21 protein-coding genes and 1 other RNA gene are annotated in these 24,900 nt (G+C 45.5%); 14 read left to right on the top strand and 8 right to left on the bottom strand.

Translation table 11 applies throughout. The features are described from left to right. Positions 1-51: 51 nt before the first annotated feature. From DY78_RS07235 to DY78_RS07220, 4 genes are all read left to right on the top strand, one after another. Positions 52-966, top strand: coding sequence for a prenyltransferase (locus DY78_RS07235; protein WP_024626168.1), 915 nt, complete (start codon positions 52-54; stop codon positions 964-966). Between the two features lie 110 nt (positions 967-1,076). Beyond that, on the top strand, positions 1,077-1,910 hold the full coding sequence (locus DY78_RS07230; RefSeq protein ID WP_024626167.1) for a potassium channel family protein: 834 nt from the start codon (positions 1,077-1,079) through the stop codon (positions 1,908-1,910). A 229-nt stretch (positions 1,911-2,139) separates the two neighbouring features. Then, complete coding sequence (locus DY78_RS07225) at positions 2,140-2,448, top strand: hypothetical protein (RefSeq protein WP_024626166.1); 309 nt, start codon at positions 2,140-2,142, stop codon at positions 2,446-2,448. Positions 2,449-2,543: 95 nt separating this feature from the next. Continuing rightward, positions 2,544-2,807, top strand: coding sequence for a hypothetical protein (locus tag DY78_RS07220; RefSeq protein WP_024626165.1), 264 nt, complete (start codon positions 2,544-2,546; stop codon positions 2,805-2,807). A gap of 90 nt (positions 2,808-2,897) precedes the next feature. On the opposite strand, the gene DY78_RS07215 is transcribed toward DY78_RS07220, so the two are convergent. After that, complete coding sequence (locus DY78_RS07215; protein WP_024626164.1) at positions 2,898-3,098, bottom strand: hypothetical protein; 201 nt, start codon at positions 3,096-3,098, stop codon at positions 2,898-2,900. 111 nt (positions 3,099-3,209) lie between these two features. Continuing rightward, complete coding sequence (locus DY78_RS07210) at positions 3,210-4,019, bottom strand: Cof-type HAD-IIB family hydrolase (protein ID WP_024626163.1); 810 nt, start codon at positions 4,017-4,019, stop codon at positions 3,210-3,212. 145 nt (positions 4,020-4,164) lie between these two features. Here DY78_RS07210 and DY78_RS07205 point away from each other — a divergent pair, with 145 nt between their 5' ends. After that, positions 4,165-5,529, top strand: a complete 1,365-nt coding sequence (locus DY78_RS07205; RefSeq protein ID WP_024626162.1) for an RsmB/NOP family class I SAM-dependent RNA methyltransferase — start codon at positions 4,165-4,167, stop codon at positions 5,527-5,529. A gap of 522 nt (positions 5,530-6,051) precedes the next feature. Here the strand turns inward: DY78_RS07205 and fni are convergent. From fni to mvk, 4 genes are all read right to left on the bottom strand, one after another. Beyond that, positions 6,052-7,089 (bottom strand): type 2 isopentenyl-diphosphate Delta-isomerase, encoded by a 1,038-nt coding sequence (gene fni, locus DY78_RS07200; protein WP_024626161.1) that lies wholly within the window; start codon positions 7,087-7,089, stop codon positions 6,052-6,054. Between the two features lie 68 nt (positions 7,090-7,157). Further along, entirely contained in the window at positions 7,158-8,249 is a 1,092-nt protein-coding gene (locus DY78_RS07195; protein WP_024626160.1) for a phosphomevalonate kinase, read from the bottom strand. A gap of 53 nt (positions 8,250-8,302) precedes the next feature. After that, positions 8,303-9,286 (bottom strand): diphosphomevalonate decarboxylase, encoded by a 984-nt coding sequence (gene mvaD / locus DY78_RS07190; protein ID WP_024626159.1) that lies wholly within the window; start codon positions 9,284-9,286, stop codon positions 8,303-8,305. Between the two features lie 15 nt (positions 9,287-9,301). Beyond that, positions 9,302-10,237 carry a mevalonate kinase gene (mvk, locus tag DY78_RS07185; RefSeq protein WP_024626158.1) on the bottom strand — a complete coding sequence of 312 codons (936 nt, stop codon included), beginning with the start codon at positions 10,235-10,237 and terminating at the stop codon, positions 9,302-9,304. 788 nt (positions 10,238-11,025) lie between these two features. On the opposite strand from mvk, the gene DY78_RS07180 reads away from it, so the two are divergent. The 4 genes from DY78_RS07180 (at position 11,026) to DY78_RS07165 (ending at position 16,460) form a co-directional block, all read left to right on the top strand. Then, on the top strand, positions 11,026-13,830 hold the full coding sequence (locus DY78_RS07180; RefSeq protein WP_024626157.1) for a helicase C-terminal domain-containing protein: 2,805 nt from the start codon (positions 11,026-11,028) through the stop codon (positions 13,828-13,830). Positions 13,831-13,902: 72 nt separating this feature from the next. Further along, a complete protein-coding gene (locus DY78_RS07175; RefSeq protein ID WP_024626156.1) occupies positions 13,903-14,403 on the top strand; it encodes a cell wall elongation regulator TseB-like domain-containing protein in 501 nt (166 codons plus the stop codon). 17 nt (positions 14,404-14,420) lie between these two features. Continuing rightward, the gene (locus DY78_RS07170; protein ID WP_024626155.1) at positions 14,421-15,620 is read left to right on the top strand and encodes a pyridoxal phosphate-dependent aminotransferase; all 1,200 of its coding nucleotides are present in this window, start codon (positions 14,421-14,423) and stop codon (positions 15,618-15,620) included. Positions 15,621-15,698: 78 nt separating this feature from the next. After that, entirely contained in the window at positions 15,699-16,460 is a 762-nt protein-coding gene (locus tag DY78_RS07165) for a DnaD domain-containing protein (protein WP_024626154.1), read from the top strand. 376 nt (positions 16,461-16,836) lie between these two features. On the opposite strand, the gene DY78_RS07160 is transcribed toward DY78_RS07165, so the two are convergent. Next, positions 16,837-19,155, bottom strand: a complete 2,319-nt coding sequence (locus DY78_RS07160) for a transglycosylase domain-containing protein (RefSeq protein ID WP_024626153.1) — start codon at positions 19,153-19,155, stop codon at positions 16,837-16,839. Between the two features lie 24 nt (positions 19,156-19,179). Then, positions 19,180-19,785: a Holliday junction resolvase RecU gene (gene recU / locus DY78_RS07155; RefSeq protein WP_024626152.1), complete on the bottom strand. Its 606-nt coding sequence runs from the start codon at positions 19,783-19,785 to the stop codon at positions 19,180-19,182. A gap of 103 nt (positions 19,786-19,888) precedes the next feature. Between recU and DY78_RS07150 the strand changes: the two genes are divergently transcribed. From DY78_RS07150 to asnS, 5 genes are all read left to right on the top strand, one after another. Beyond that, positions 19,889-20,458: an SLOG family protein gene (locus DY78_RS07150; protein WP_024626151.1), complete on the top strand. Its 570-nt coding sequence runs from the start codon at positions 19,889-19,891 to the stop codon at positions 20,456-20,458. Positions 20,459-20,532: 74 nt separating this feature from the next. Continuing rightward, positions 20,533-20,874, top strand: a complete 342-nt coding sequence (gpsB, locus tag DY78_RS07145; protein ID WP_024626150.1) for a cell division regulator GpsB — start codon at positions 20,533-20,535, stop codon at positions 20,872-20,874. A 16-nt stretch (positions 20,875-20,890) separates the two neighbouring features. Further along, positions 20,891-21,272, top strand: an RNA gene (rnpB, locus tag DY78_RS15765) — RNase P RNA component class B. A gap of 268 nt (positions 21,273-21,540) precedes the next feature. Then, positions 21,541-22,689: a THUMP domain-containing class I SAM-dependent RNA methyltransferase gene (locus DY78_RS07140; RefSeq protein ID WP_024626149.1), complete on the top strand. Its 1,149-nt coding sequence runs from the start codon at positions 21,541-21,543 to the stop codon at positions 22,687-22,689. Between the two features lie 502 nt (positions 22,690-23,191). Further along, entirely contained in the window at positions 23,192-24,583 is a 1,392-nt protein-coding gene (gene asnS / locus DY78_RS07135; RefSeq protein WP_024626148.1) for an asparagine--tRNA ligase, read from the top strand. Positions 24,584-24,900: the final 317 nt, after the last annotated feature.

Raw genomic sequence — 24,900 nt, 5'->3', positions numbered from 1 at the left:
AGCAAAATTAAATCGGGTACGATTGAAACAATAAATTGTGGGGGTCTGTCGATGCGAAAATGGTTAAACTGGTCGGTGTTTTATGAGCTGACCGAAATTTATATGGCACCGTTGAATATTATGTGGTTTGTTTTAGGCGTTGCGATTGCGCAATATCATTTAGGGGTGGTGAATTGGCTGAACGTGGGCCTGTGTTTAGTGGCGGTCTTCATTTTTGATTTGGCCGTCAACGTTTCTGATAATTATTATGATTATTTACACGCCCATGACCGGGCTGGCTACGCGCAGAAAACGAATCCAATTGGCCGGTTGCAGTTACCCGTAAAAGGGGTCGGCCAATTAGCACTATTGTTATATGCAATTTCCCTTATTCCAGGAATAATTCTGGTGTTGCGGACCGGGTGGTTGGTCTTATTACTCGGACTAATCGGTTACATCATCGGAATCTTTTATACGGCGGGACCACATCCGATTAACGCCACGCCTTGGTGTGAAACGGTCGTGGCGTTGTCGATTGCATTTTTGATTCAATTAACTTGCGTCGTTGTTTCAACTTATGGGGTCCAGCCGCTGACATGGTCGACCGTCGGGGTGACGTTCTTATTGTGCTTACCACTCACGTTAATTTTCTTTACGATTCAATTGGCTAATAACACCGCCGACCGGGATGAGGATATTTTAAATCATCGTTATACCTTAGCTTACTACTTAGGTAAAGGCGGTTCCGTTAAGCTAATTCAAGCGTTCTTGATTATCGGGAGCTTATGGCCGTTAGTTAATTGGTGGTTACAATTAGCCCCAGCAATTACGAGTTTAGCCGTTTTGTTATTACCAATTATGTGGTTGGGGATGCGACCGTTCTTTAAAGTCCAAGATAAACGCAAAACGTTTATGGCGACCATCAAGAGCGCCTCGTTATTCTTTATTTTGTATCCAGTTTTATTCGTCGTCGGGACCTGGCTATAATAAAAAGCTTAAGACTTTTATATTTTGAAATTAGTTATGGTTTATTCTGGAAAAGTGGACTATTATTATAAGTTGATTTATATCTAGTTTACATCTAGGAGTTTGATCATATGGGGACTCAAAGACAACAACGCTTAGTGGCATTTTATCATCTCGTGGTCACTGGCCTGACACTAATATCGGTTGCCAACGTGATTGGGATGACCTTTCATATTGGGGACTGGCATACGGAAAGCGTCATTGGACAAGTGTTATTGGCGTTTTTTGCCATCGACTACTTCGTGCGCTTAGCCACTGCGCATGATCGGAAAACTTTTCTAATTCAGTCCGCCTTTGATTTGATGGGGATTATCCCCATGCATCCAGTCTTTGCACTATTTCGACTTGGTCGCTTGATGCGGATGATTCAATATCATCATTTATTTTGGCGATTAGGATTAGACGGCAAATGGACGCACGATTTTCATCGTTTTATTTATAGTACGGGTTTCATTTATTTGTTTTCAATCAGTATCGCGATTATCGTTTTAAGCGCTTTACTGTTTTCAGTATTTGAACATCAAAGTTTATCTGACTCGCTGTGGTGGGCCATTACGACTGCGACGACCGTTGGTTATGGTGATGACACGCCGAAAACCGCGGTTGGGAAAGTCATTGCCGTCGCCTTGATGTTTGGTGGGATTGGGTTTATTGGGTTGTTAACGTCAACCATTACCGATTTCTTCACCAACCAAGCGAGCCAAAACATTGAGGATACTGATGATGAAAATCAAATGGACATCACGTTATTGTTAGCTAAGATTGATACGTTAACCACTAAAGTTGACCAATTACAAACAGAAGTTAAAAAGTTAGAAAAAAAACAACCAGCAGGTAGAGGGAAAGCTAAGGCAAAACCCAAGCCTCGACCAAAACCTAAACCACAAGCAACTACTCATAAATAGTTTTATATTATAGCTGCTTTGGTTAGATGCGTTGCCAAAAAGGGCGTCACGGCATTAAGTTGCGTGACGTCCTCTTTGGCGTCTTCAACTCGGCGATGGCGACTGAAGTATCCGTTGTAATCGCTATCAAGTCTGTATATCCGTTGTTTGATTCATGAATAGGGCTTGAAATATAAGTGTTTGATAGCTTAAAATATGTATGAGTAACAATATTGAAGGAGGTTCAGCGATGTCGGCCAATGTTCAAATTACCGCTCCAGATTTGGGGACTGATATATTTCTACCCGCGCCGGTCATTGCCCAACCGCATTTCTTTCATGCGCATCAACGGCAAGCAAACGTGCCGATTGGGGCCGGACGGTGGTACCATTTTGCCCCACATGCGAATCAAATGGCCCGCGTATTAGTGTCGCCTAATCAAGCTTGGCAGTACTTTTATCAAAATGTCCCCGCGGCTATTACCGTTACTGATCCCGATGAAGTCCCGCAACCGGCAATCTTAACGCCGACAATGATTACTTTCAGCCACAGCGTTTAAGTTAATAAATAAGATTACTGAATAAATATTTTAAAATGACGCCGTCACGACTGCGCGGGTAAACTTGACCTGAATAAAAGTCGGAAGGTGGCAGCATGAAAAAGCACAAAGTTGTCGTCGTTAACTTTGATTGGCTGGCGCCTAAGGCCAAACACCCGTGGCGGTGGTTGGTCATTTGGGTTGCTAGTTTGGTAATATTTATTCAGTTACTGGCGACGCCGGCCATGGCGATTGTTCTACGAGCGCCAAGCTTAACGACGAACCAAACACATGTTAATACGATTCGCTTAGCAATCGTTATTGCCAGTCTGATTATCGGTGGCTGGTGCTGGTGGCGGGCAAAACATTTTTCGAAATGAGGGCTGGCGTTGGCCGACCGTAATAAATGATAATAATTAAAATAAGCTCTGCCAACGAACGCACATCGGCGTGGTCGGCAGAGCTTTTTATTATGATTTTGGTTGTCGGTTGCTTTCAAAAAATGAACTCACAACCGCGGCGACCGCCACGATAAAAATTAAACCGTACGCAAAAACATCGCCAGCGGTGACTAATGTGTGTGGGAAGCCGACAATGGCGACCCAAATGAAGAGGGCCCCAATCCAAAAACGACCAAGTTTATAAAAATCTACTGGATGATGTAACCGCATCACCATCACTCCCAATCCGATTTAATAATCGCATTATAGGACGAATGACCGCTAAAATGATGGTGGGGATTTTATTGGTTTACTATCCGAAATAACCGGTATTGAGCAAGGCTATTCAGCTAAATCAAAGTAGTCGCTCAAATACCGGGGCACCCCGTTTTGGTCGTTATCATAAGTCGTGACATCGTCAGCGGCGGCTTTAATCGGCGCGGTCCCATTTTGCATGGCCACGCCGAGTCCCGCGTATTGTAACATTTCGAGGTCGTTATGTTCGTCACCAAAGGCAATAATGTTTTCCCGGTCGATTTGAAAATAATCGGCTAAGTACGCGACGCCCTTAGCTTTGTGGACCCCTTTAGAAGTGATTTCTAAAATGGCGTTAGGGCCACCCCAGACGCCAACGTCCACTTGGTCACCAAAGCGACTTTCAATCCAGTCAATGATGGCTGAACGGCGGTCTAGCTGAACGAGTAGGACGAGGGAGTTCGGGTTACGGGTAAGCGTTTGGGGCGTTAAACGCGGACTATTGGCAATTTCTGGGAAGAATTGGCCCGCAATGATATCTTGACCAGCCGTCATGGTGCTATTTTTATTTTCGGCAATAATCTCATTAATACCCAGTTGTTCGCGATACTTGACCAAGGCTAAGACGATGGCCTTGTTTAAGGTAAATTGATACTCGTTATCCCATTCTTGATGGGGCAAATGGCCTAATGAACCATTGAAGTTGATCATGGGACTCGTTAGGGTTAATTCATCATAAATGGCTTGTGAGCCTTGATAAGAGCGGCCGGTGATGATGCTAACCACGTGGCCGGCTGCTTGTAATCGTTGCATGGTTTGAATGGTTGCCGAATTAAGTTTGGAGGCGGCATTTAAGGTGGTACCGTCCAAATCTAAGGCAATTAATTTACGTTCCATGAGAATGGTCACCTCAGTTGTCTAAAATGTGCTTAGTCCTTACAATTTAGCACAATTTCTTTCAGAAAGCGAACTAAGCGGACCGCTAACTGGCGGAAGTATGGTAATCTAGTCAAGGAATGATTTTAATGAGGAGTGAGATTAATTGCAGCTACCAGCAGAATTTATCACTAAATATAAAAAATTATTAGGTGACGAAGCGCCGGCCTTTTTTGCCGCTTTTGATGAACCCGTCGAAAAAGGCTTCCGGGTCAATCCGCTGAAAGCCACGACGCCCGCGATGACCGCTAAAATGACGGATGCGGTCCCATACAGTCAAATTGGCTACTATGGGAAGGTCAACGGGAATAGTTTGGAGCATTTGGCCGGAGCGGTATATAGCCAAGAACCCAGTGCCATGACGGTCGGTGAAGTGGCGCGGCCAAAATTAAATGAACGCGTGTTGGATTTGTGTGCCGCGCCCGGCGGTAAGACGACCCATTTGCTGAGCTATTTAAAACAAACTGGACTCTTAGTGACTAATGAAATTAATCCTAAACGAGTAACTGCGCTGGGTGATAATGTTGAACGCTACGGTGCGCTCAACACGGTGATCACCAATGAAACGCCAGCCCATCTAGCCAAAGCCTTGCCCGGTTTCTTTGACCGCATTTTAGTCGATGCCCCCTGTTCAGGTGAAGGGATGTTTCGTAAAGATCCTGATGCCATGCAATATTGGTCACCAGACTATCCGGCCGAATGTGCGGCACGGCAACGTGAAATCTTGACCGAAACGGTTAAAATGTTGAAACCCGGCGGTCATTTGATTTATTCGACGTGTACGTTTGCGCCCGAAGAAGATGAACAGATGATAGCTTGGTTGTTGCAAACTTATCCGGAGTTCGAATTGGAACCAATCGCCAAGACGGCCGGTATCGTGGATGCCAAACCACAATGGGCGGATGGCAATCCAGAATTAGCGAAAGCGGCGCGCTTATTTCCACATTTGATGCGTGGCGAAGGGCACTTTATTGCTAAACTCGTCTATCACGGCACCACGGCCGTTAAGCCGGCCAAGCCAGTGCGTGATGAATTGACGCCGCTACAACGGAAGCTATGGGCTAAATTTAGTGATCAACAGCATTTAGCGTTACCACCGTTAGTCTTACAAGCTCACGGGGATAATTTATATGGCATTCCGGTCGCAATGCCCGTTACGCGGAAGCTGAAAATTTTTCGCGCCGGCATTCAGCTCGGGACATTCAAAAAGAATCGCTTCGAGCCAAGCTATGCGCTGGCATTGGCGAGTGATGACTTGGCCTTACCAAAACTGGCCATTGATCACGATCAGTGGGAAAAATACGTGCACGGGGAAACGTTCCAATTAACACAAACCGGTGCGGCTGGTTTTACGGTCTTAACCTGTGACGAGTTACCAGTTGGTTTCGGTAAAGTCGTTGGTCGGACCGTTAAGAACTTCTTTCCGAAAGGGTTACGGTTTTTGGCTACCGATGACAATACGGTACTATAATCAGAAATGCGATATTACTTAATTCACTGATATGATTGATTATTGCTATTAGCAACTAGGTAAATGGTGGTTACAAAAAGGCGCTTCCTAAGTAGGTAGCGCCTTTTTGGCATCCGCTGCTAGCAAGCGACAACGATATTAAACCACGGTAGGATGGCGTAAAACTTGTACGCAGTTCGGACAATAAACCACAGAATTCGTGGCTAAAAAGTTGCGAATTTCGGTGAGTGAGCGGGGTGGAACTTCGAGCAAAAAATAAGCCTTATCCCACTTTTTAATGACTTGCCCGCAGTTTTGACAAATTAACATGAGCTAGCCCCCTCGTCTTATTGGATAGTTCTAGTGTAACGGGTTAGCTGTTCAGTTGACTTATGTGGACGTTTAGTTTGGATAGTTTCTGAATATTGGTTCAAATTAGTGGCTCTTGCCAACTTATCGCAATGTTCAGGTTGAATTTAAAGTTAAAAAAATAGGGCCCCGGGCGCAATGATGTGCAGGGGTCCTATTTGGTATCATCAAAAGTTACGATAAGGTATCTTGATATGCGAGCAAAGCTGGTGAAAAAATCAAGCGGTCGGCCTGGTTGCGCAATTCTCGAACGGTTGCACAACCGACTAAGGCCATCAAACGTTGTAATTGGTCTTGCCAAGCATTCAACATCGCAATGACTTCTTCATCGGTATGATGGAGTAAGGCATGTAACACCACGCCGGCAATCCCCACCGCATCGGCGCCGAGCATCAGCGCTTTTAAGACGTCTAAGGGGTTGCGAATCCCGCCCGCCGCTAAAATCGTGACGGAACGCGGATGACCTTGGACGGCTAACAAGGATTCGACCGTCGATAAGCCGAAATCATGCAAGTAATCCATATCGCGTAAGGGTCGTCGCCGATTTTCAATATCAACAAAGTTAGTACCGTCGTGGCCGCCAAGGTCGATATACGTGACCCCGGCCGCAAATAGTTGGTCCATGGTCGGCCGGGAAATACCGAAGCCGACTTCTTTCGCAATCACTGGAACCGGTAGTGCCGCAGTAATTTTTTGAATGTTAGCGAGCCAATTGAAATCGCGGTCACCTTCCGGCATCACAATTTCTTGAACCACGTTTAAGTGTAATTCTAAGGCATCAGCTTTTAACATCTCAATCGCGGTTTGTGCCGCTGCAAGGGAATGCCCCGCTCCTAGGTTACCAAAAATGAGGCCTTCAGGGTTTTCGGTCCGCGCAGTCGCAAAAGTGGGCGCTAAGCTGGGGTCTTTAATGGCGACACTTTGTGAGCCGGTCGCCATGGGCAAGTGACAAGCGGCCGCAATTTTGCCAAGCCGGGCATTGAGGGCCCCAGTTTGAATAGAGCCCCCGGTCATGGCTTCAATATAAAGTGGGGAAGTCCAATCCCACTGGCCAACGCGGGTCGCTAAACTAATATCAGCGACGGCAATTTCGGGTAAAGCATCGTGGCGAATTCGCACTTGGTCGAACGTATTGCGGGCGTCGGTGTGATAATACTTTTCGGCGAGCGAGACGTGTTCATCTTTACGATGTGATTGTTGACTTTGTGGCATAACGCCACCTCCAAATCATGAATAAACCGCGGGAAACTGATTAATCAATTCCCCGCGGTTAGTTATTTTTAAGCTTGTGAGAGGGGAGCATCATCAACGTTATGCACTTTTAAGTTTAAACGTTCGATCCCTTCGTGGGCCCATTGTTGTAACATGGCCTGCGGATTGATGGCACGGTCAATGAGGACGATGCCACAGTCACCACCGCCGGCCCCCGATGTTTTCGCAGCGGCACCAGCGGCTTCGGCAATGGTAATCATTTTTTTCAAAATCGGCGTTTCGATCGTCACATGACTGAAAGCACTCAACCCTTGCAGTAAGCGCCGGTTGTGCCGCAATTCGGCTTGAATCGCGGCTAAATCATTAGCATGGAAGCCGGCAATCATCCGTTTTAGACAATCTTTGCTTTCATGCAAGAAAGTTTGGTATTCATGGCGTTCCTTGGCTTTGCTCATAGCGACCTTATCGACGAGATGGGAAGTCGAAGCCGGTGAACCCGTCCAGCCAATGACCAAGCGTAAATCACTCGGCGGGGTGAGCAACTCAATTTGTAAGTCCGGCCAATCCATCGCTAACAAATCACTTAAAGTTGACTTTTGCCGTTGGGATTGCAACCACTGACGGTCAAAGGAGTGGTAAGCAATCCAGCCACCATAGACGCTGGCGGCGATATCACCTAAAGAGCCATTTCCTTGGACGGATAAGTGGGCGATGGCGGCTAATTTGAAGAGCTTACTTTTATCCATTGGTAATTGATAAAACTGGCATAAAGCTTTCACCGTCGCCACGGTTACGGCGGCGGATGAGCCTAAGCCGTATTTTTTACCATCAGCGCTGTCGAGCTCGCTGTTAATTCCGAGATGATAAACGCCTAATTCGCGGCCAGCTTCATGGGCATAAGTTTCAGTTAAGCTAATCGCTGACAAGATGTAGTGGAATGGATTATCGCGGTTATCGAACACCATCGCATCACCTTGGCGCCGCCAAACGATTGAATTTTCTTGATATTGTTTTGAAACGATACTTCCAACCGTTTCGCTTGGTGCAATCGTGGCCGTGACGAATTGATCGAGGGCGACGATAATGGCGGGAAACCCACGCTCTACCACGGCATATTCCCCCGCAATGTAGAGTTTTCCAGGTGCTTTCACCGTAATCATGCCATCATGTCCTTTCATAGGGCAGTCTCAAACTACCCACAACAAGTTAAAACTTAATTATTTTCAGTAATTGTCATGCCGGGTCCCGGTTGTGCCACGATGAGTTGTTCGGCCTTAAAATGAGCTTGTAATGCAGTTTTAATTGCGGTCGTATCGTGACTTTGACAAATAATCTTAACGTTGGGACCGGCATCCAAAGTATAATAACAGTTTATCCCGTCTGCACGCAAGTTTTCAACGGTTTGAATCGCCGTCAGGGTATCGGCGTTGAAGTAATTAAAAGCGGGTTCGGCGCTTAGATTCAACGCGTGCATGCGCATCGCATTAGTTTCAGCAATCTGTCCAAGTTGATTAAAATCTCGATCGGCAATCGCTTGACGCATGCGGACTAAGTCTTGATTCGCGGTCGTGACCCAAGCCGGATAATACGGTGAGGTTGCCACGACGCGCGCCATCCCCGCAGTCGAACTAATTGGTTTCTGGGTCGCTTTAAGCACCACAGCAATCATTTGAATGTCCCAGTCAACGGGATCTTGCAGGGGCTCGGCATATGAACTAGCATCGTCGTGACCGGCGTGCCATTCGACAAAGCCACCAAAAATTGAACGAGTGGCGGAACCGGACCCGCGACGGGCGAGGCGACTCAAAGCCCGGTCATCCAAGTTTAAGCCGGACGCACGACTAGCAGCGCCGGCTAAGGCGGCAAAACCAGAAGCGGATGATGCTAAGCCGGCGGAAGTTGGGACGTGGTTCCAAGTCTTAACGGTCGCTGTCGCGGTTAGACCGCTTTGCGCCCGAACTAAGTCTAAAAATTTAATGATGCGGTCGGCTTTTTCAGCAGGCATCAACTGATCATCAAAATAAATTTGGTCGGTGGCACCCGGTTGGTCAAAACTGACGCTCGTTTGGGTGTAAAAATGATCTAAGGTCAAGGAGATACTGCCATTTTGTGGCAACATCAAGTTGGCATCTTTTTTGCCCCAATATTTAACCAGCGCAATATTAGTGTGCGCTTTTGCGGTCACAGTTTTTGTCATGAAGTTCCTCCAAAGTTAATCATTCAAAAGTGGTTCAATCCAAGTGGCCGTCGCGCCAGCCGCTGACAATTTTTGTGACAGCGTATTGGCGATCTCGGCTTCTGGAACGACGGCAATCATGCAGCCGCCTTGACCACTACCTGTTAATTTAGCGGCGACCGCGCCGTTTTGACGCGCAACGGCTAATAATTGTTCCAGCGCCGGATGACTGACCCCTAATGACCGTAAATCGTCTTGAGCTTGATTGATAGCACTAGCTAAGGCGGTCAGATTACCATCGGCTAACGCGGTGCGCGTTTGACGAGACAGGTGGCCGAGGTCGTCGATGCGCGTTTGAATCGTTGCGCCTTCGACCATTAACAAGTTTTTGACCGTGGCGACCGCCACTTTGGTCTGACTCTTAATGCCGGTATCGGCAATCACTAAATAACCCGGTAACTTCACCGGAATCGGGTAGTTTTCACGGCCTTTGACGAACCAGACCGGTGACGTGGCACTGGCGGTAGCTACGTCTAAGCCACTCGGTTGCCCATGCGTATAGCTTTCGGCGATGTTGGCGGTCTTGAGTAAGGTTTGGTGTGACAAAGGTTGTTCAAAGAAATCATAAAAGGCGCGCGTGACCGCCACGGCCGCGGCCGCCGACGAACCCATCCCGCGTTCAGACGGAATATCACTCGTAATATGAATATCAAAACCTTGGTCCGGGGCATCGAAGCGCGCTAATAACGTTTTAATTAGGGATTGAATGCCCCCTAAGTTAGCGGTCATGGTTTGATAATCACCATTAAAGTAGCGGCTTTTAACCGTTTGCGCCGTTTCACGGCGGTGAATGACGGCTTGCATTTGAATCGTGGAAATTGGCAGGGCAATCGCGGGTTGACCATAAACGACGCCGTGCTCGCCAATTAGAATAATTTTGGCATGACTAGTGCCGGTAGCTAGATTTTTCAATCGTGTCGCTGCCTTTCTACAATGGATTAATAATAAGGTAATAATACCGTATTATGGCGGTTTTTACCATGCTCGGGTGTGATTAGCTCATGTGAATGAACAATCTACAGTTGCGACAAGGTCTCACATTAGAAGTTAAAGTTAATTAGTCGCTGATTCTGTTAGGCATTAGTTGGTTAGTATGATAAAATTTAGAGAAAATTAGAAAAGTGTGAGAGTTAGTTGCTGTGAAACTGAACGCCTAATTTAGCGCGGCCGTTCGTGACGCCTTAAATGTTAACGACTCTATGCTATAATTTAACCCGAATAAGCCTAAAGTTGTATCAGGCGTAATCGGTTAACTAAAGACCGGTTACGGCTGGTGTTCACGAATATTGTCGTGAATAAACTTTTGTTGAACTACTCGTAACGGCACCAGTGTTGTTCGCGGTTTTTTCTTAAAGTAGGTTATTTTTGATTAGATTAACTGCCATCGAAAATATTCAGCCAAAATTTCATATACTTAATTTGATTTTGAAGTTGAGCTGAGATTAGTAGTTGGCTGACCATAATGGAATCGTCCTGAAAGTGGCGTTAACGGGTGCTTTTTGGCCGTTTGCATCACGGACGCCTTTTGAGACTTGCTTTGCAGGCTCAAAAGCGAGGTCCAAGACCGTTTCTCAGGCTTGGAACGCTCCCAAAACGATGGCATTACGGTCAGCCAACTGCGGCAATAACCAACTTCAAGAAAGAACCTTGTTCACTGGTAACGTCTTAAAATCTTAATCACTGAATTTGGGGCAATGACCATGAAACCAAACACGACCTATGCCGTCGTTGATATTGAAACGACTGGTACTAGTGTTAAGGATGGCGATCGTATTATCCAGATTGGCTGTGCGTTCGTCAAAAACAATAAAATAATTAATACTTTTGCTGCCGATGTTAATCCGTTAACCACGGTACCACCGGTTATCGAAAATTTAACGGGTATTAGTAATGCACGCGTCCGTAAAGCACCACCTTTTGACGATTTAGCAGGGACCATCTACAGCTTGTTACAAGGAACTGTTTTTGTCGCGCATAACGTCAATTTTGATTTGCCGTTTATTAACGCGGAATTACAACGGGTGGGTTATCCAGAATTACCGATCCAAGCCGTTGATACGGTCTCGTTAAGTCAGATTTTACTACCGACATCGGCTAGTTTCCGACTACGCGACTTGAGCCGCCTGTTGAATATCCAACATCAACATCCGCATGCCGCGGATAGCGATGCGGTGGCGACGGCCCACTTGTTTATCTTTTTACAACAACGGTTGGCGCAGTTGCCATTAATTACGTTGCAACAGATGGTGGCGTTAACGCCAGAGCTGCCGCGTGAAACCGCGGAATTATTTGCGTTAGCTTTACAACAAGGTAAAAAGCATCCGAGTCGGTTACCGAAAGACTTGATGGTGCGTAATGGGATCGCATTACGCAAAAAAACGTTGCCGCAGCAAGCTGAAGGGCGTAAACACCCGCGCTATCCGTTGACTAAATCACAAAAAGTGCATTTATTTGGCGATGACTTAACGTATCGGCCACAACAAGCGCGGATGATGAATCAAATTTATCGGCACTATTCGAAGGCCGAAACGCAAACTAACCCGTTGTTGATTGAAGCACCGACGGGTACGGGGAAGACGCTCGGGTATTTGTTACCGTTAGCCTATTTGGCCAATCGTGACCAACAAGTGGTCGTTAGTACGGCGACGACGGTCTTACAAACGCAATTGCATGATCAAGGCATCCAGTTACTGAACGCGTTGTTGCCTGAACCGGTCACGGCGGTCGTTATCAAAGGTAATCAACATTATGTGGATTTAGACCGCTTTGCGCGAGGCTTGACGTTGCACGAACATTCCAAGCAGACCCAATTATTAAAATTACGGGTGCTCGTGTGGCTGACGATGACGACGACGGGTGATTTAGACGAACTCCATCTGACGACGTATCAAGCGCCGTACTTTACGGAGATTGCGCATCATGGTGTCGCTTCATTAAAAGCTGACGACCCATTTTTCAAGGATGACTTCTTACGGTACCGTGATGAATTGACCGCCCAGGCGACCTTTATTATTACGAATCATGCTTATTTAATGCAGCATGTCGCTCAATTAGGAAGCCGCCAACAACGGCCGCTGCTAGTCTTAGATGAAGCGCAACACTTAGCCGATGGTGTACTAAGAGAGTCGCGGCAACGGTTTGACTTTAACTTTTACATGGCGGCCGTCCATAGTTTGACGAGTCGCATCGACCAAGAACATGGCTTGAATCTGCGCGCCTTGTTCGCGGAACAGCCGCAAGCCGACTATCGGTTGAAATTGTTAGATAATTCGTTACGCGATACTGATTTACATTTGCAACAGTTCCAAGCCGCATTAGCGCGCGAATTTGTGCCGCAACAAAAAGGTGGCAGTCAACCCGTCGAAATCACGGTGACCACGGAAGCCATTACGTCATTTTTTGCGCTCCACAATAGCTTAGTTAAACAGTTACAAACGGCGATTGAGAATTGTTTCTTACAATTTCAGCAGTTAAATGAACAATACCAGCATGACCAAAGTGAGATTCTGCCAACGGAACAACATGTCCTCGATGATTTTTACAATCGGATGCAAGACTTGCGTCAAGGGTATGACTTGTTACGACTATGGTTAATGCCCGCGACCCGCGAACAACGCGTCTTTTGGATTACCTTGAATCAGTGGCATGATCGGGGCAGTTTAACTTTGTCGGGGAGTTTGATTGATACGAAAGGTTACTTCAAAGAACGACTATATCCGTATTTCAGTGCGCCGTTATTAACGGGCGCAACGTTATTTTCAACTGGCAAATCGCAATATGTTTACAGTCAATTAGACCTGGATGCTAAAAAAGTGGAACATCACCGCTTGTCGACACCGTTTGATTTGGAAAAGCAGGCGCGGTTGTTAATTGCAGATGACGCAACGGGCCCGGAACAACCGAGTGGCAAGCAGCGGGTCGCCTATTTGACCCGGGCGATTAACGAAATTGTGACGGCCGCCCCCAAGCAAACGTTAATCTTATTTAATTCTTTAAATATGATTGAAGCGGTCTTTTATAGTTTGCATCAGACCGATTTAAGTGCGGACCGGGAACTATTGGCCCAAGGTGTCAATGGGAGTCGTGAGAAGTTGTTGCGGCGCTTCATGCAAGGGGATAATGCGATCTTGTTAGGCGCGGCGAGCTTCTGGGAAGGCATTGATTTACCACAAGATCAATTGGAATTATTGATCATTACGCAATTGCCGTTTGAATCACCCGACCAAACGACGACCAAGGCCCGTTACCAACAATTACGTCAAGCGAAAGAGAATCCATTTTATAATGAAGCCTTACCGAAAGCGGCCTTGAAATTGCGGCAAGGAATCGGTCGTTTGATTCGGACCGACCAAGACCGGGGCGCGGCAATTATTTTGGATGATCGGTTAGTTACGAAACGTTACGGCCAAACGATTTTAAAGGCGTTGCCGAAATCCATGCCGCCGGTCACGGGTTCTTTGAGTAAAATCACGCATGAACTTCAAAGTTTTTTCAAAACTAACTAAGAAGGCATTCCGCAATCGGCGGAATTTGCTATAATTAAGCTATCTGTTTTTTGAAAGGATCAGGAAAATAATATGAGAGTTCAACGTAGAAGACGGCCCGAACGCTTAATCATGATTATTTTACTTGTTATTTTAGTAATCATTATCGGCGTTTACGGGACACTGTGGGCGGCACAACGACCGATGCACAGTGCACAAAAGACGGCTTATAGTTTAGCAACTAGTAAAGCAAAGCTGAAAACAACCACGGGCTTTTCTCAATATAATGGCACGCAAGACTATTACGTCGTTACGGGGACTTCTAGTAAAAATGTCCCGGTCTATGCTTTAATCAATACGAATAAACATCACAAAACGACCGTGGTTAAACAATCAGCGGGGATTACCCGGACCAAGGCTCTGAAAAAGGTTTGGGCCAAACGGAACCCTAGCAAAGTGATTAAAGCCACGTTAGGTCAATATAACGGTGAAGTTGTTTGGGAGATTACTTATTTGAATAAAAATAAAAACCTTTGTTATGAAGTGTTGAAATATTCAGATGGTAGTCAAGTTAAGTCGATTATCAATATCTAAAAAAGGAGTTCCGACATATGGAGTTATCGCAAAAAGTCATGCAAATCCAACCATCAGCCACGTTAAAAATTAGTGCGCAGGCGAAACAAATGATTGCCGATGGGGTCGATGTGATTAATTTAGGCATCGGTGAACCTGATTACCAGACCCCGGATAATATTAAACAAGCCGCAATTGCCAGTATTAATGATGGTTCAGCTAGTTTTTATACCCCAGCTACCGGTTTGCCGGCTTTGAAACAAGCGATTAGTCAACGTATCGAAGCGGATCACGGTTACCATTTTGATCCGAGTCAAATCGTTGTGACCGATGGTGCAAAGATGGCATTATTCACATTGTTCCAAGTGATTTTGAATCCCGGCGATGAAGTGTTGCTACCGGTTCCATATTGGGTCAGTTATTCCGAACAAGTTAAGTTAGCCAATGGTGAACCCGTGGAGGTCGGAACTGATCGGCAATTGCGCTTTACGGTGGCCGATTTGGAAGCACAACGGACGCCAAAGACCAAGGCGTTAGTTTTGAATTCACCGCAAAATCCATCCGGGTTAGTATTCAGTCGTGCGGAACTCACCGCCATCGTGAATTGGGCGGTGCAACATGATATTTTAATTATCGCCGACGAAATTTACGAGAAGTTATTATATAATGGCAACCAGTTCACGTCTGTTCTCGAATTAGCCGCGGAAAACATGGACCACGTGGTGTTAATCAACGGGGTCTCCAAAGCTTATTCCATGACCGGCTGGCGGATTGGCTATGCGGCCGGTCCTAAAGCGATTATTGCCAAGATGGGTGTCGTATTAGGGCACGCGGCTAGCAATCCTGCGGCAGTGTCCCAATATGCTGCGATTGAAGCATTTAGTGGGGACCAAACCTCCGTTGAAACGATGCGGCAAGGCTTTGAAGAACGCTTGAATACCTTATATCCACTAATTGAAGGCTTGCCAGGGTTCAAGATGCCTGGTGGTAAACCAGCCGGGGCCTTTTATTTATTCCCGGATGTCACCGAAGCATTACGCCTAACTGGTTATCCTGATGCAACGGCCTTTGTGACGGCGGTGTTGGCGGAAGCCCATGTGGGTCTCGTGCCCGGCGAAGCGTTTGGCTTACCCGGCCATATCCGCTTAAGCTATGCAACCGATATGGCTTCATTAACGGAAGCCTATCGGCGCTTAAAGCAATTTATTGATCAAAAAATTGCGGCACCAGTTGAATAATTAAAAATGTACTCAAAAGGCGTGAGGCCCAGGCCTCACGCCTTTTAATATCAAATCTTAAATCAAGGAGCTTCTTATATGGAACCACTAGCACACGCCCTCATTAATGACGGTCAAACGACGATTGCTAATGCGTTATTGATGCATTATCGCGAGGTCGGCTTAACGAATGATGAATTACTTGTATACTTACAATTTAAACGGTTGATGGACCAAGGCGACCAATTTCCAGATGCCGGGGTCGTCGCTGAAAGTTTAGGCGAGTCGAGTAATTCGGTCTTTCAGCGCTTACATGAGATGTTGGCCAAAAAATTATTGACGATTGAGTCGATTACGGCGGCTGATCAAAAAATTCATGACCGGTATAATTTTGACGGTCTCTACGATAAGTTAGCCGTGGCTTTAAAGCAGCATCCAACTGAAACGCCGTCTAACGTCACGAACAGTGCGGGGGGCAGTGTTACCCCTTCAACGGGTGAAAATCCCCGTGAACGCGTTTTTAAGGCGATTGAGACCGAATTTGGCCGACCACTAACGCCCATGGAGATGCAAAGCATCAGTAAATGGTTCGATGAAGACCATTATGCGCCGGAAATTATTGAATTAGCGTTGCGTGAAGCCGTCTTACGGCAAGTGTATAACTTGAATTATATGGACCGAATTTTATTGAACTGGCAAAAACGTAATTTAACGACACCTGCACAGATTGAAGCAGATCGTCAGCGGGGCATCGAGAACCGTTTGAATGCCGCACCAAGTGCCCAACGCAAACAAACAGGGGCCAATGCGGGGCCGAAAATTCCGCTGTTTAAACTAGGCGAGGACACCACACAAAAGTGAATCAAATAGCAAAATAGGTTAAGATAGAAGTCTTTGAACAGCGTCTTCCAGTACGTTAAGGGGACTAGCTAGCGCCAAAGAACGGTCGCCTGATTGCTTTTGAGTTCAGCTTAGAACGCTAATCAAAAAATGTCGTTGTTCACACTTTAATTTGCTTCCGGGATAATGACAATTATTAGTTAAACAATACGACCAAAAAGCCGCGACTAGCAATTTTACGCTAGTGGTGGCTTTTTAGTCGTGTCTGAATGATAGTCGTAATTTAGCTGGAACTACTGTTGACCGGAAATCGCTACTATATAGTAGCAAAAAAGCTCTGTAAGACCATTTGATCTTACAGAGCTAATCTTAGAATGTTTTGATGTCAATTGCGGTTTTATTGGCCAGCATTGTTATCCTGGGCTGCCTCGGAACTAGCCGCACTTGATGAAGCGGCTTCAGAACTTGAACTAGCGGCTTCGGAGCTAGAACTCGCTTCTTCACTTGAACTGGCAGCTTCACTGCTGCTGGATTCAGATGATTCACTAGAACTCGATTTAGAAGAAGATTCTGAACTAGATTCGCTACTGGAGCTAGCTTCAGAACTCGAACTGCTTTCGTGTGAACTTGAGCTAGCGGCTTCGGAACTTGAACTAGCAGCGCTACTCGTTGAACTGCTAGAACTAGATGACGACGAGAAGACATGGCCGACCACGTAAAGTTCGCGGATGTTGTTTTTTTCGACCGTCCCAACGGTGCTTGGTTTCGTCCAATCAGAGTTAGGGGAGTATTCTTGCAAGTAAGTCATCATTTCACGATAGATATCTTGTGAAATTTTGGCCGTACTATCATCGATATAACCATCTTTAGCCATCGGTTGATCATAACCAGTCCAAACGGAAACCGAGTAGTTCTTCGTATAACCGGCCATCCAAGAATCTTGGTCAGCATCAGAAGGCACTTTACTCTTGAAGTCACTTGGATACCCATCGGTCCCGGTTTTACCGGCCTGATAGACGCCACTAATCTTAGCGGTTGTCCCCGTCCCACTGGCACTATTGATAACACCTTTGAGCATATCAGTAATCATGTAGGCGGTGGACTTCTTCATAACCCGTTTACCGGCGCTAGAATAGGTGGTCGTCTTGTTATCTTGGGTAACAATCTTGTTAATGTAGTATGGTTTATGGTAAGTCCCACCATTGGCAAAGGCAGCGTAAGCACCGGCCACTTGCAAGGTAGAAACTTCAGCGCCAATCGCGTTAGCGTAGTGAACCGTCTTGAGACCCATACCTAAATTATTGGCAAAAGTCTTGGCCCGACTAATCCCAACCGCTTCTAAAGTCTTAACGGCGGGGATATTCCGCGATTGAACGAGGGCCGAACGCATCGTCATACTGCCCAACGTATTATTATCGAAGTCATTAACCGAAATATTAGTTCCCGGATATTTGTACTTGGTATCTTCAACCGTATGGTAAGTTGGCCAACTTAAATATTCAATTGCTGGCCCGTAATCTAAAATTGGTTTCATGGTAGAAGCATTGGAACGATTAGCTTGGGTCGCCCGGTTTAACCCATAAGTGACATTTCCAGTTTTACGACCACCAAGCATCGCGGATACTTTACCGGTATACGAATCAACCACTGAGACCCCCAGCTGGAATGTTTGGGCTTTGCCAGTTGGGTAGGAAACGTATTTCGACGTATTAGCAATGGCATATAACCGTTTTTGAGCGGACATATTTAAGTTAGTGTAAACCTTTAAGCCATCGGTGTTAGGATCGTAACCTTTAGCCTTTAAGTCAGCAATAACTTCTTTGAGATAAGCATCGATGACTTTATGTTTCTTAGCTTGAGCAGTGACACTGGCATGACTAGTTGCCAAACCAGTTTTGACGCTGACTTTTTCAGCCGCAGTCATTTGGGCTTTGGTAATCGCCTTGTTGTCATACATCGCTTGTAAAACGGTATTCCGACGACTGGTTGCGTATGATGGATATTGATAAGGGTTATAGTAAGTCGGTGATTGTGGCATCCCGGCTAATAACGCTAACTCTGATAAGTTCAGTTCCTTCAAAGACTTACCATAGTAGTAATGGGCAGCGGTGCCCATCCCGTAAATCCCATTACCCATATAAACTTTGTTAATGTAGTATTCGAGAATTTGGGATTTGCTGAAATGTTTTTCAACATTTAAGGCGAGCCAAGCTTCTTGCGCTTTAACCTTAAACGTTCGATCAGAAGACTTGGTCGAAAACGCCGACAGTTTGATCAGTTGCATCGTCAGCGTACTCCCACCTTGCATCCCTAAGGAACTCCCTTTCAAGTTACCAAGGGCGGCGCCGACAATCCGGTACCAATCGACCCCGTTATGTTGATAGAAGCGCCGGTCTTCGATGGAAACGACCGCGCTCTTTAACGTTGCGGGGATTTGTTTGGATGTCACGTATTGCCGATTGGCGCTACCCAAGTTAGCGATTAACTTACCGTCTTTATCGTAAACCCGAGTTGCGTTTTCACTCTTTAAACTACTTTCCGTAATGGTGGGGGAGCTTTGGGCGTAGTAGAAAAATAACCCGACCCCCGCGAGTGCGGCAATTACGAAGAACGCGAGCAATCCTAAAACGATTCGTCGAAACCAATGTTTCTTAGGGGGCTTCGGCGTAGTTTTTTTACGTGCTACGCGTGAATTTTGTTCATTGTTACCTGCCATGATGTTCTCCTTTATTACTTGTTCTTACCCAATAATCTGATCAACCGCATCCAAATAAGGGATTAAGGGGTTGATTTGATAGTGCAGCTCCGCAGCTAATTTTTCGATATCCGTCAGTGGAATCGACTTGCGACCACCGCTAGTTTGGCGATCCCAATAAGTAAATAAGTCGGAAGCTTTCAACAAAAATAAGCGATCCAAAACGGCGAACCGAATAATGACAAAACAAATCCCGGCTTGAGCCATACATTTACGCATGTGCTCAATTTGATGTTCATGGAAGTTTTTGAGGGGAAAGGCGGTCTTGCTTTTAGTCTCTTTGGCCTCAAAATCTAAGTATTTTCCACGGTAAACGCCATTGTAGTCCGTCGTAGAAGCCTGTTTAAAATAAGCTTCTTTAATAACGGCCGCGCTCCGGCTTGGATAGTCAACTTTGACGATTTGAATCGGCGTTGGCTTTTTATGAATAACTGCGATATCATTTTCGAGATAAAAGGTATTGCTGTCGTTAAGTTCTTCTTCCAAGCTCATCCCACGATCACCAAAATTAACATTGGCGAACTTGGATGGGGACGTGTTATGATGCGTCGGTTGGCGATAGGCTTTGCCGTTTGGATAACGAATCGTCACATTATCAACCTCCTAATAATGTAATATTTTACCATTAACCGCAGTAATGTGAAATATCTGTGACGTTTTGTCCGCAAATATAGGAAGAAAGGGGATTTTTTTAATGAGTCGTTTGTGGCTATCTGGTTACCGAAGCTATGAATTAAACGTTTTTGGTGATCAAGATGATAAATTAAAAGTGATTAAATATGCATTAACAAATTACTTAACGACCCAAATCGAAGATGGTGTTGACTGGGTCATTACCGGGGGCCAGCTCGGCATTGAGCAGTGGACGGCCGAAGTTGCGCTGGAATTAAAAACAGCTTATCCTGAGCTCAAAATTGCGATGATGTTACCTTATGGTGAGTTTGGGGGCCGCTGGAACGAAAATAATCAGGCTAAATTACAAACTTTGTTGGCGAAAGTTGATTTTCATGCACCGGTCAGCAAGGAAGCCTATTCGAATCCCCAACAATTAAAAAATTATCAAGAATTTATGGTGACGCATACCGATGCGGCCACTTTGGTGTATGATCCAGATAACCCGGGGAAGCCAACGTATGACTACGATTTGATTCGGTCATTTGCGGAGGGTCATCCATACCCGTTGACCCTAATTGACTTCGATTGGTTACAAGAAAGTGCCAACGAATATGCAGAAAAACAGAATAATGGTTTTAATTTTGAATAAAGTCTGCTACAATGTTTTAAGTAATGCGGATGCCGTATCGGTATCGCGCGAAAAACAATGAGGTGTTTTTTAATATGGCTAACCGTAATTTTACTCCCAAAGACATCCTTCAAAAAGAATTCAAACCTAAGATGCGGGGTTATGATCCTGCAGACGTGGACGGGTTCTTAGATAATGTCATTAAGGACTATGAGTCATTTAATAAAGATAACCAACAACTTTCAGATGAAAACGAACGGTTGCGGGCCAAGGTCGACGAACTCACGAAGCAAGTCGCTGTTGGTGCAACGAGTCCATCTTCACAACCAACTAGCACGGTGACGAATATGGATATTCTGAAACGTTTATCTAACTTGGAACGCCACGTGTTTGGTGCACAATTAGATAATAATCAAAACAAATCACATCGTCTTTAAAGGGTGATTCGGTGTAAATTCTGGGTAATCGCGGTCGGCTTATGTCGGCTGAGGAAGGTCCATGCTCGCACAAGCTGCGATGCTTGTAGTGTTCGTGCTCGGTGAAAAAATAAGCTGGGGCACCGATTTTTAATCGGTGACGGCGGGAAAAACGGCTAAGGCTTCGGCTATGCCCGAGTATTCCTGAAAAGTGCCACAGTGACGATACTTATTTGGAAACGAATAAGTTGGAACGCGGTAAACCCCTCGAGCGGGCAACCCAAACTTTTGGTAGGGGCGCTTCACATCTGGAAATGAACTAAATGTGGGGGGAGATCCTTGTGATCTCGAGATAGATGATTACCGCCATATCAACAGACACCTGTGCTTTGATATGGTACAAAACATGGCCTACAGGAATTTACATTTAGACAGGAGACGAGGACAAAAGTTCGCTTTTGTCCTCGTTTTTTTTAGAGCGTGCAGCAAAGCGGGTTGGTAATGAGGATGGCCTAGCTAGGCGCCTAATGCGGTTTTAGCATTTGGTGACTAGCGTAGCCACCGGAGTTACCAGCTTTGCGGAACGCGTTTCAGCAAGTTAAATTTAACTGCTAACTTTTCCGTTCTGTCGTGAGTTTTGCTATAAAAATCAAAAGTTATTTTTTTCATCAATCCTAGGAGGAAAATATGCAAGAATTCAGATTAATCGCCACTTGTGCGGCCGGTATCGAAGCCTTAGTTGGTCGCGAATTACGTGATTTAGGCTACCAAACGCAAGTTGAAAATGGGCGGGTGCGTTTCAATGGGACCATCAAAGATGTCATTCGGACAAATTTATGGTTGCGAACAGCTGACCGGGTAAAAATTATCGTCGGCGAATTTAATGCCTACACTTTTGACGAATTATTTGAAAAGACCATGGCGTTACCATGGGACCAATTGTTACCAATGGATGCCGAATTCCCCGTGGAAGGGAAATCGCGCAACTCGAAGTTACACAGTGTTCCAGACGTGCAATCCATCGTTAAAAAAGCGATTGTTAATCAATTAGCTGCAACTTACCATCGTAATGGGCATTTGCCTGAAACTGGGGCCTTATTCCCATTAGAAGTTGCTATCAACAAAGATAAAGTCATGTTGACACTCGATACCACTGGCAGCAGTTTGTTCAAACGAGGTTACCGACTTGAAAAAGGGGGCGCGCCGTTAAAGGAAAATATGGCTGCTGCCCTAATTATGTTAGCGAAATGGTATCCCGACAATCCGTTCGTTGATCCCGTGTGTGGTTCTGGAACGATTCCGATTGAAGCCGCCTTATTAGCGCGCAATATTGCCCCTGGTTTTAACCGCGCCTTTGCCTGTGAAAAATGGGATTGGGTGCCCGCCGGTTTGAGTCAGGAATTGCGCGACGAAGCCGACAGTCAAGCCGATTATGATACGGAATTAGACATCACTGGCTACGATATCGACGGCAAAATGATTGATATTGCGAAGTTGAATGCCCGTGAAGCCGGTTTATTACATGATATTCATTTCAAACAATTAGCGGTTAAAGACTTTACGACTGAAAAAGTCAACGGGGTCATCGTGGCCAACCCGCCTTATGGGGAACGGCTGAGTGATCGCGATAGTGTCCGGATTTTATATCGTCAAATGGGCCAAGTCTACGGCAAATTGCCAAGTTGGAGTAAGTATATCTTAACGAGTGACTTAGAGTTTGAAGATTACTTTGGTCAAAAAGCGACGAAGCGTCGTAAGTTATATAACGGGGCGTTGCGGACGGACTATTTCCAATATTGGGGCAAACGGATTCGCCCAGCGCGGACTGAAAATTAAATTGATTATCAAAAACGGCGCACTCAATATTTTGGTGAGCCGTTTTTAATGCCGGTCTCATTAAGGAGGTCGGCGGGAACTAGCCATCAAAATAGTTATTTTGAGTCATATTAGGATGGCTTTTTGAGGTTGGTGGCCGGGAAAGTATTGTCACTAACACGGTTTTGTGATAATCTGGCAATAGTCAAATAAACTTAAAAACGATAGCAACGGATAGGGCCTAGCCAAGTATGAGTGGTCAGCGAGCTAAGGGTAGTGAGAGCTTAGTACATCGTCTGGTGGGGAGAACCCCGTTGCTGCTGCTGGCTGAAATTTAGAGAGTAGGTCAAGCCGTAACCGACACGTTATCATGCGGAGCGTATGTTAGTACGCTTATTAAAGTTGGTTTTTAAATTAAAAACAATTTGGGTGGTACCGCGGAAAGACCTTTCGTCCCTGTTTAACAGGGATGATGGGTCTTTTTTTGACGTTATCGTGACATATTTGGAAGGAGAGTTTTTTTATGACAGAAGTTTTAGTAAAAGATTTGTTTAGTGATAAGCATTTTGCTGAAGACGAAATCGTGACTTTACACGGTTGGGTTAAAACAGTGCGGGGGTCCAAACGGGTTGGGTTCATCGAATTGAGCGATGGTTCAGCAATGAAGCATGCCCAAATCGTCATGATGAGCGACATGGACAACTATGCCGAAATGACGAAGTTACCGATCAGTACGACTATCAAAGTAACTGGGACGGTGGCGTACACGCCGGATGCCAAGCAACCATTAGAAATTCATGCGACGGCGATTGAAGTTGAAGGGGCTTCGGACAATGATTACCCCTTACAAAAGAAAAAGCATTCGTATGAATACTTACGGACGATGGCCCATTTACGTCCTCGGACCAACACTTTCTACGCAGTTTTCCGGATTCGTTCATTAGCTGCCTTTGCCATTCATCAATATTTGCAAGAACATGGCTTCACGTATGTTAACACGCCAATTATCACTAGTAGTGATAGTGAAGGTGCCGGTGAAATGTTCCGGGTGACGACGTTAGACATGAACAACTTGCCTAAAAACGATGAAGGTAAAGTTGACGACCACGAAGACTTCTTCAAAAAAGAAACGAACTTAACCGTTAGTGGCCAATTACCAGTGGAAGCCTTTGCGTTAGCTTTACGTAACGTTTACACGTTTGGGCCAGCGTTCCGGGCTGAAAACTCGCATACATCCCGGCATGCGTCCGAATTTTGGATGATTGAACCAGAAATGGCTTTCGCCGACTTAGACGATATTATCGTCACTTCTGAAGAATTGTTGAAATACGTGGTTAGCTATTTATTAGACCATGCTAAAGACGAATTGGACTTCTTGAACGGGGCCGTTGATGAAAACTTGTTGGATCGGTTACATCAAACGATCAACGAAAAGTTTGCGCGGATTACTTATACGGAAGCTATCGAAGAACTCGAAAAAGCGCCCGTTAAATTTGACGTGCCCGTTTCATGGGGCTTGGACTTACAAGCGGAACATGAACGTTACTTGTGCGAACAAGTCTACAACCGCCCAACGTTTATCACTGACTATCCCAAGGCCATCAAAGCCTTTTACATGCGTGATAACGGCGACGGCAAGACCGTGGCAGCCGTTGACATGTTAGTGCCACAAATTGGTGAATTGATTGGTGGGAGCCAACGTGAAGAACGTCAGGCCCAATTAGCGCAAAAGATCAAAGACTACAACTTGCCACCTGAAGAATACGAATGGTATTTGGAACTCCGGAAATATGGTGAAACGCCACATTCTGGTTTCGGGATTGGCTTTGAACGGTTATTGATGTATGTCACCGGGATGGAAAACATCCGCGACGTGATCCCTTATCCACGGACACCGGGGAATGCTGAATTTTAACTAAATAACAATTTTCAAGATTACTCATCGGAAGACGGCTTACTGAGAAACTCAGTGAGTCGTCTTTTCGCATTTTTTACTGATAATACAAGTATGTAGCTGTAGTCTAACTTGATTCAAGTGTATTAGCCATTTTAGGCTGGTATCAACGTCAATTAAAAAAACGGATGTTACGAATTAAATCGTGACATCCGGTCGCTTTTATCCTCGTAAACGATTAGTGTTTAGCGCGGTTAATAAATATGCTGGTTTGAATTTTCGTAAAGGGTAGATTGCAAATTTAATCCGAATTTTTGGACAAATTGTTCAGCATAACC

The organism is Lactiplantibacillus fabifermentans DSM 21115 (genome assembly GCF_000498955.2).
GTDB lineage: Bacteria > Bacillota > Bacilli > Lactobacillales > Lactobacillaceae > Lactiplantibacillus > Lactiplantibacillus fabifermentans.
This window is presented reverse-complemented; position numbering and strand designations above follow the sequence as displayed.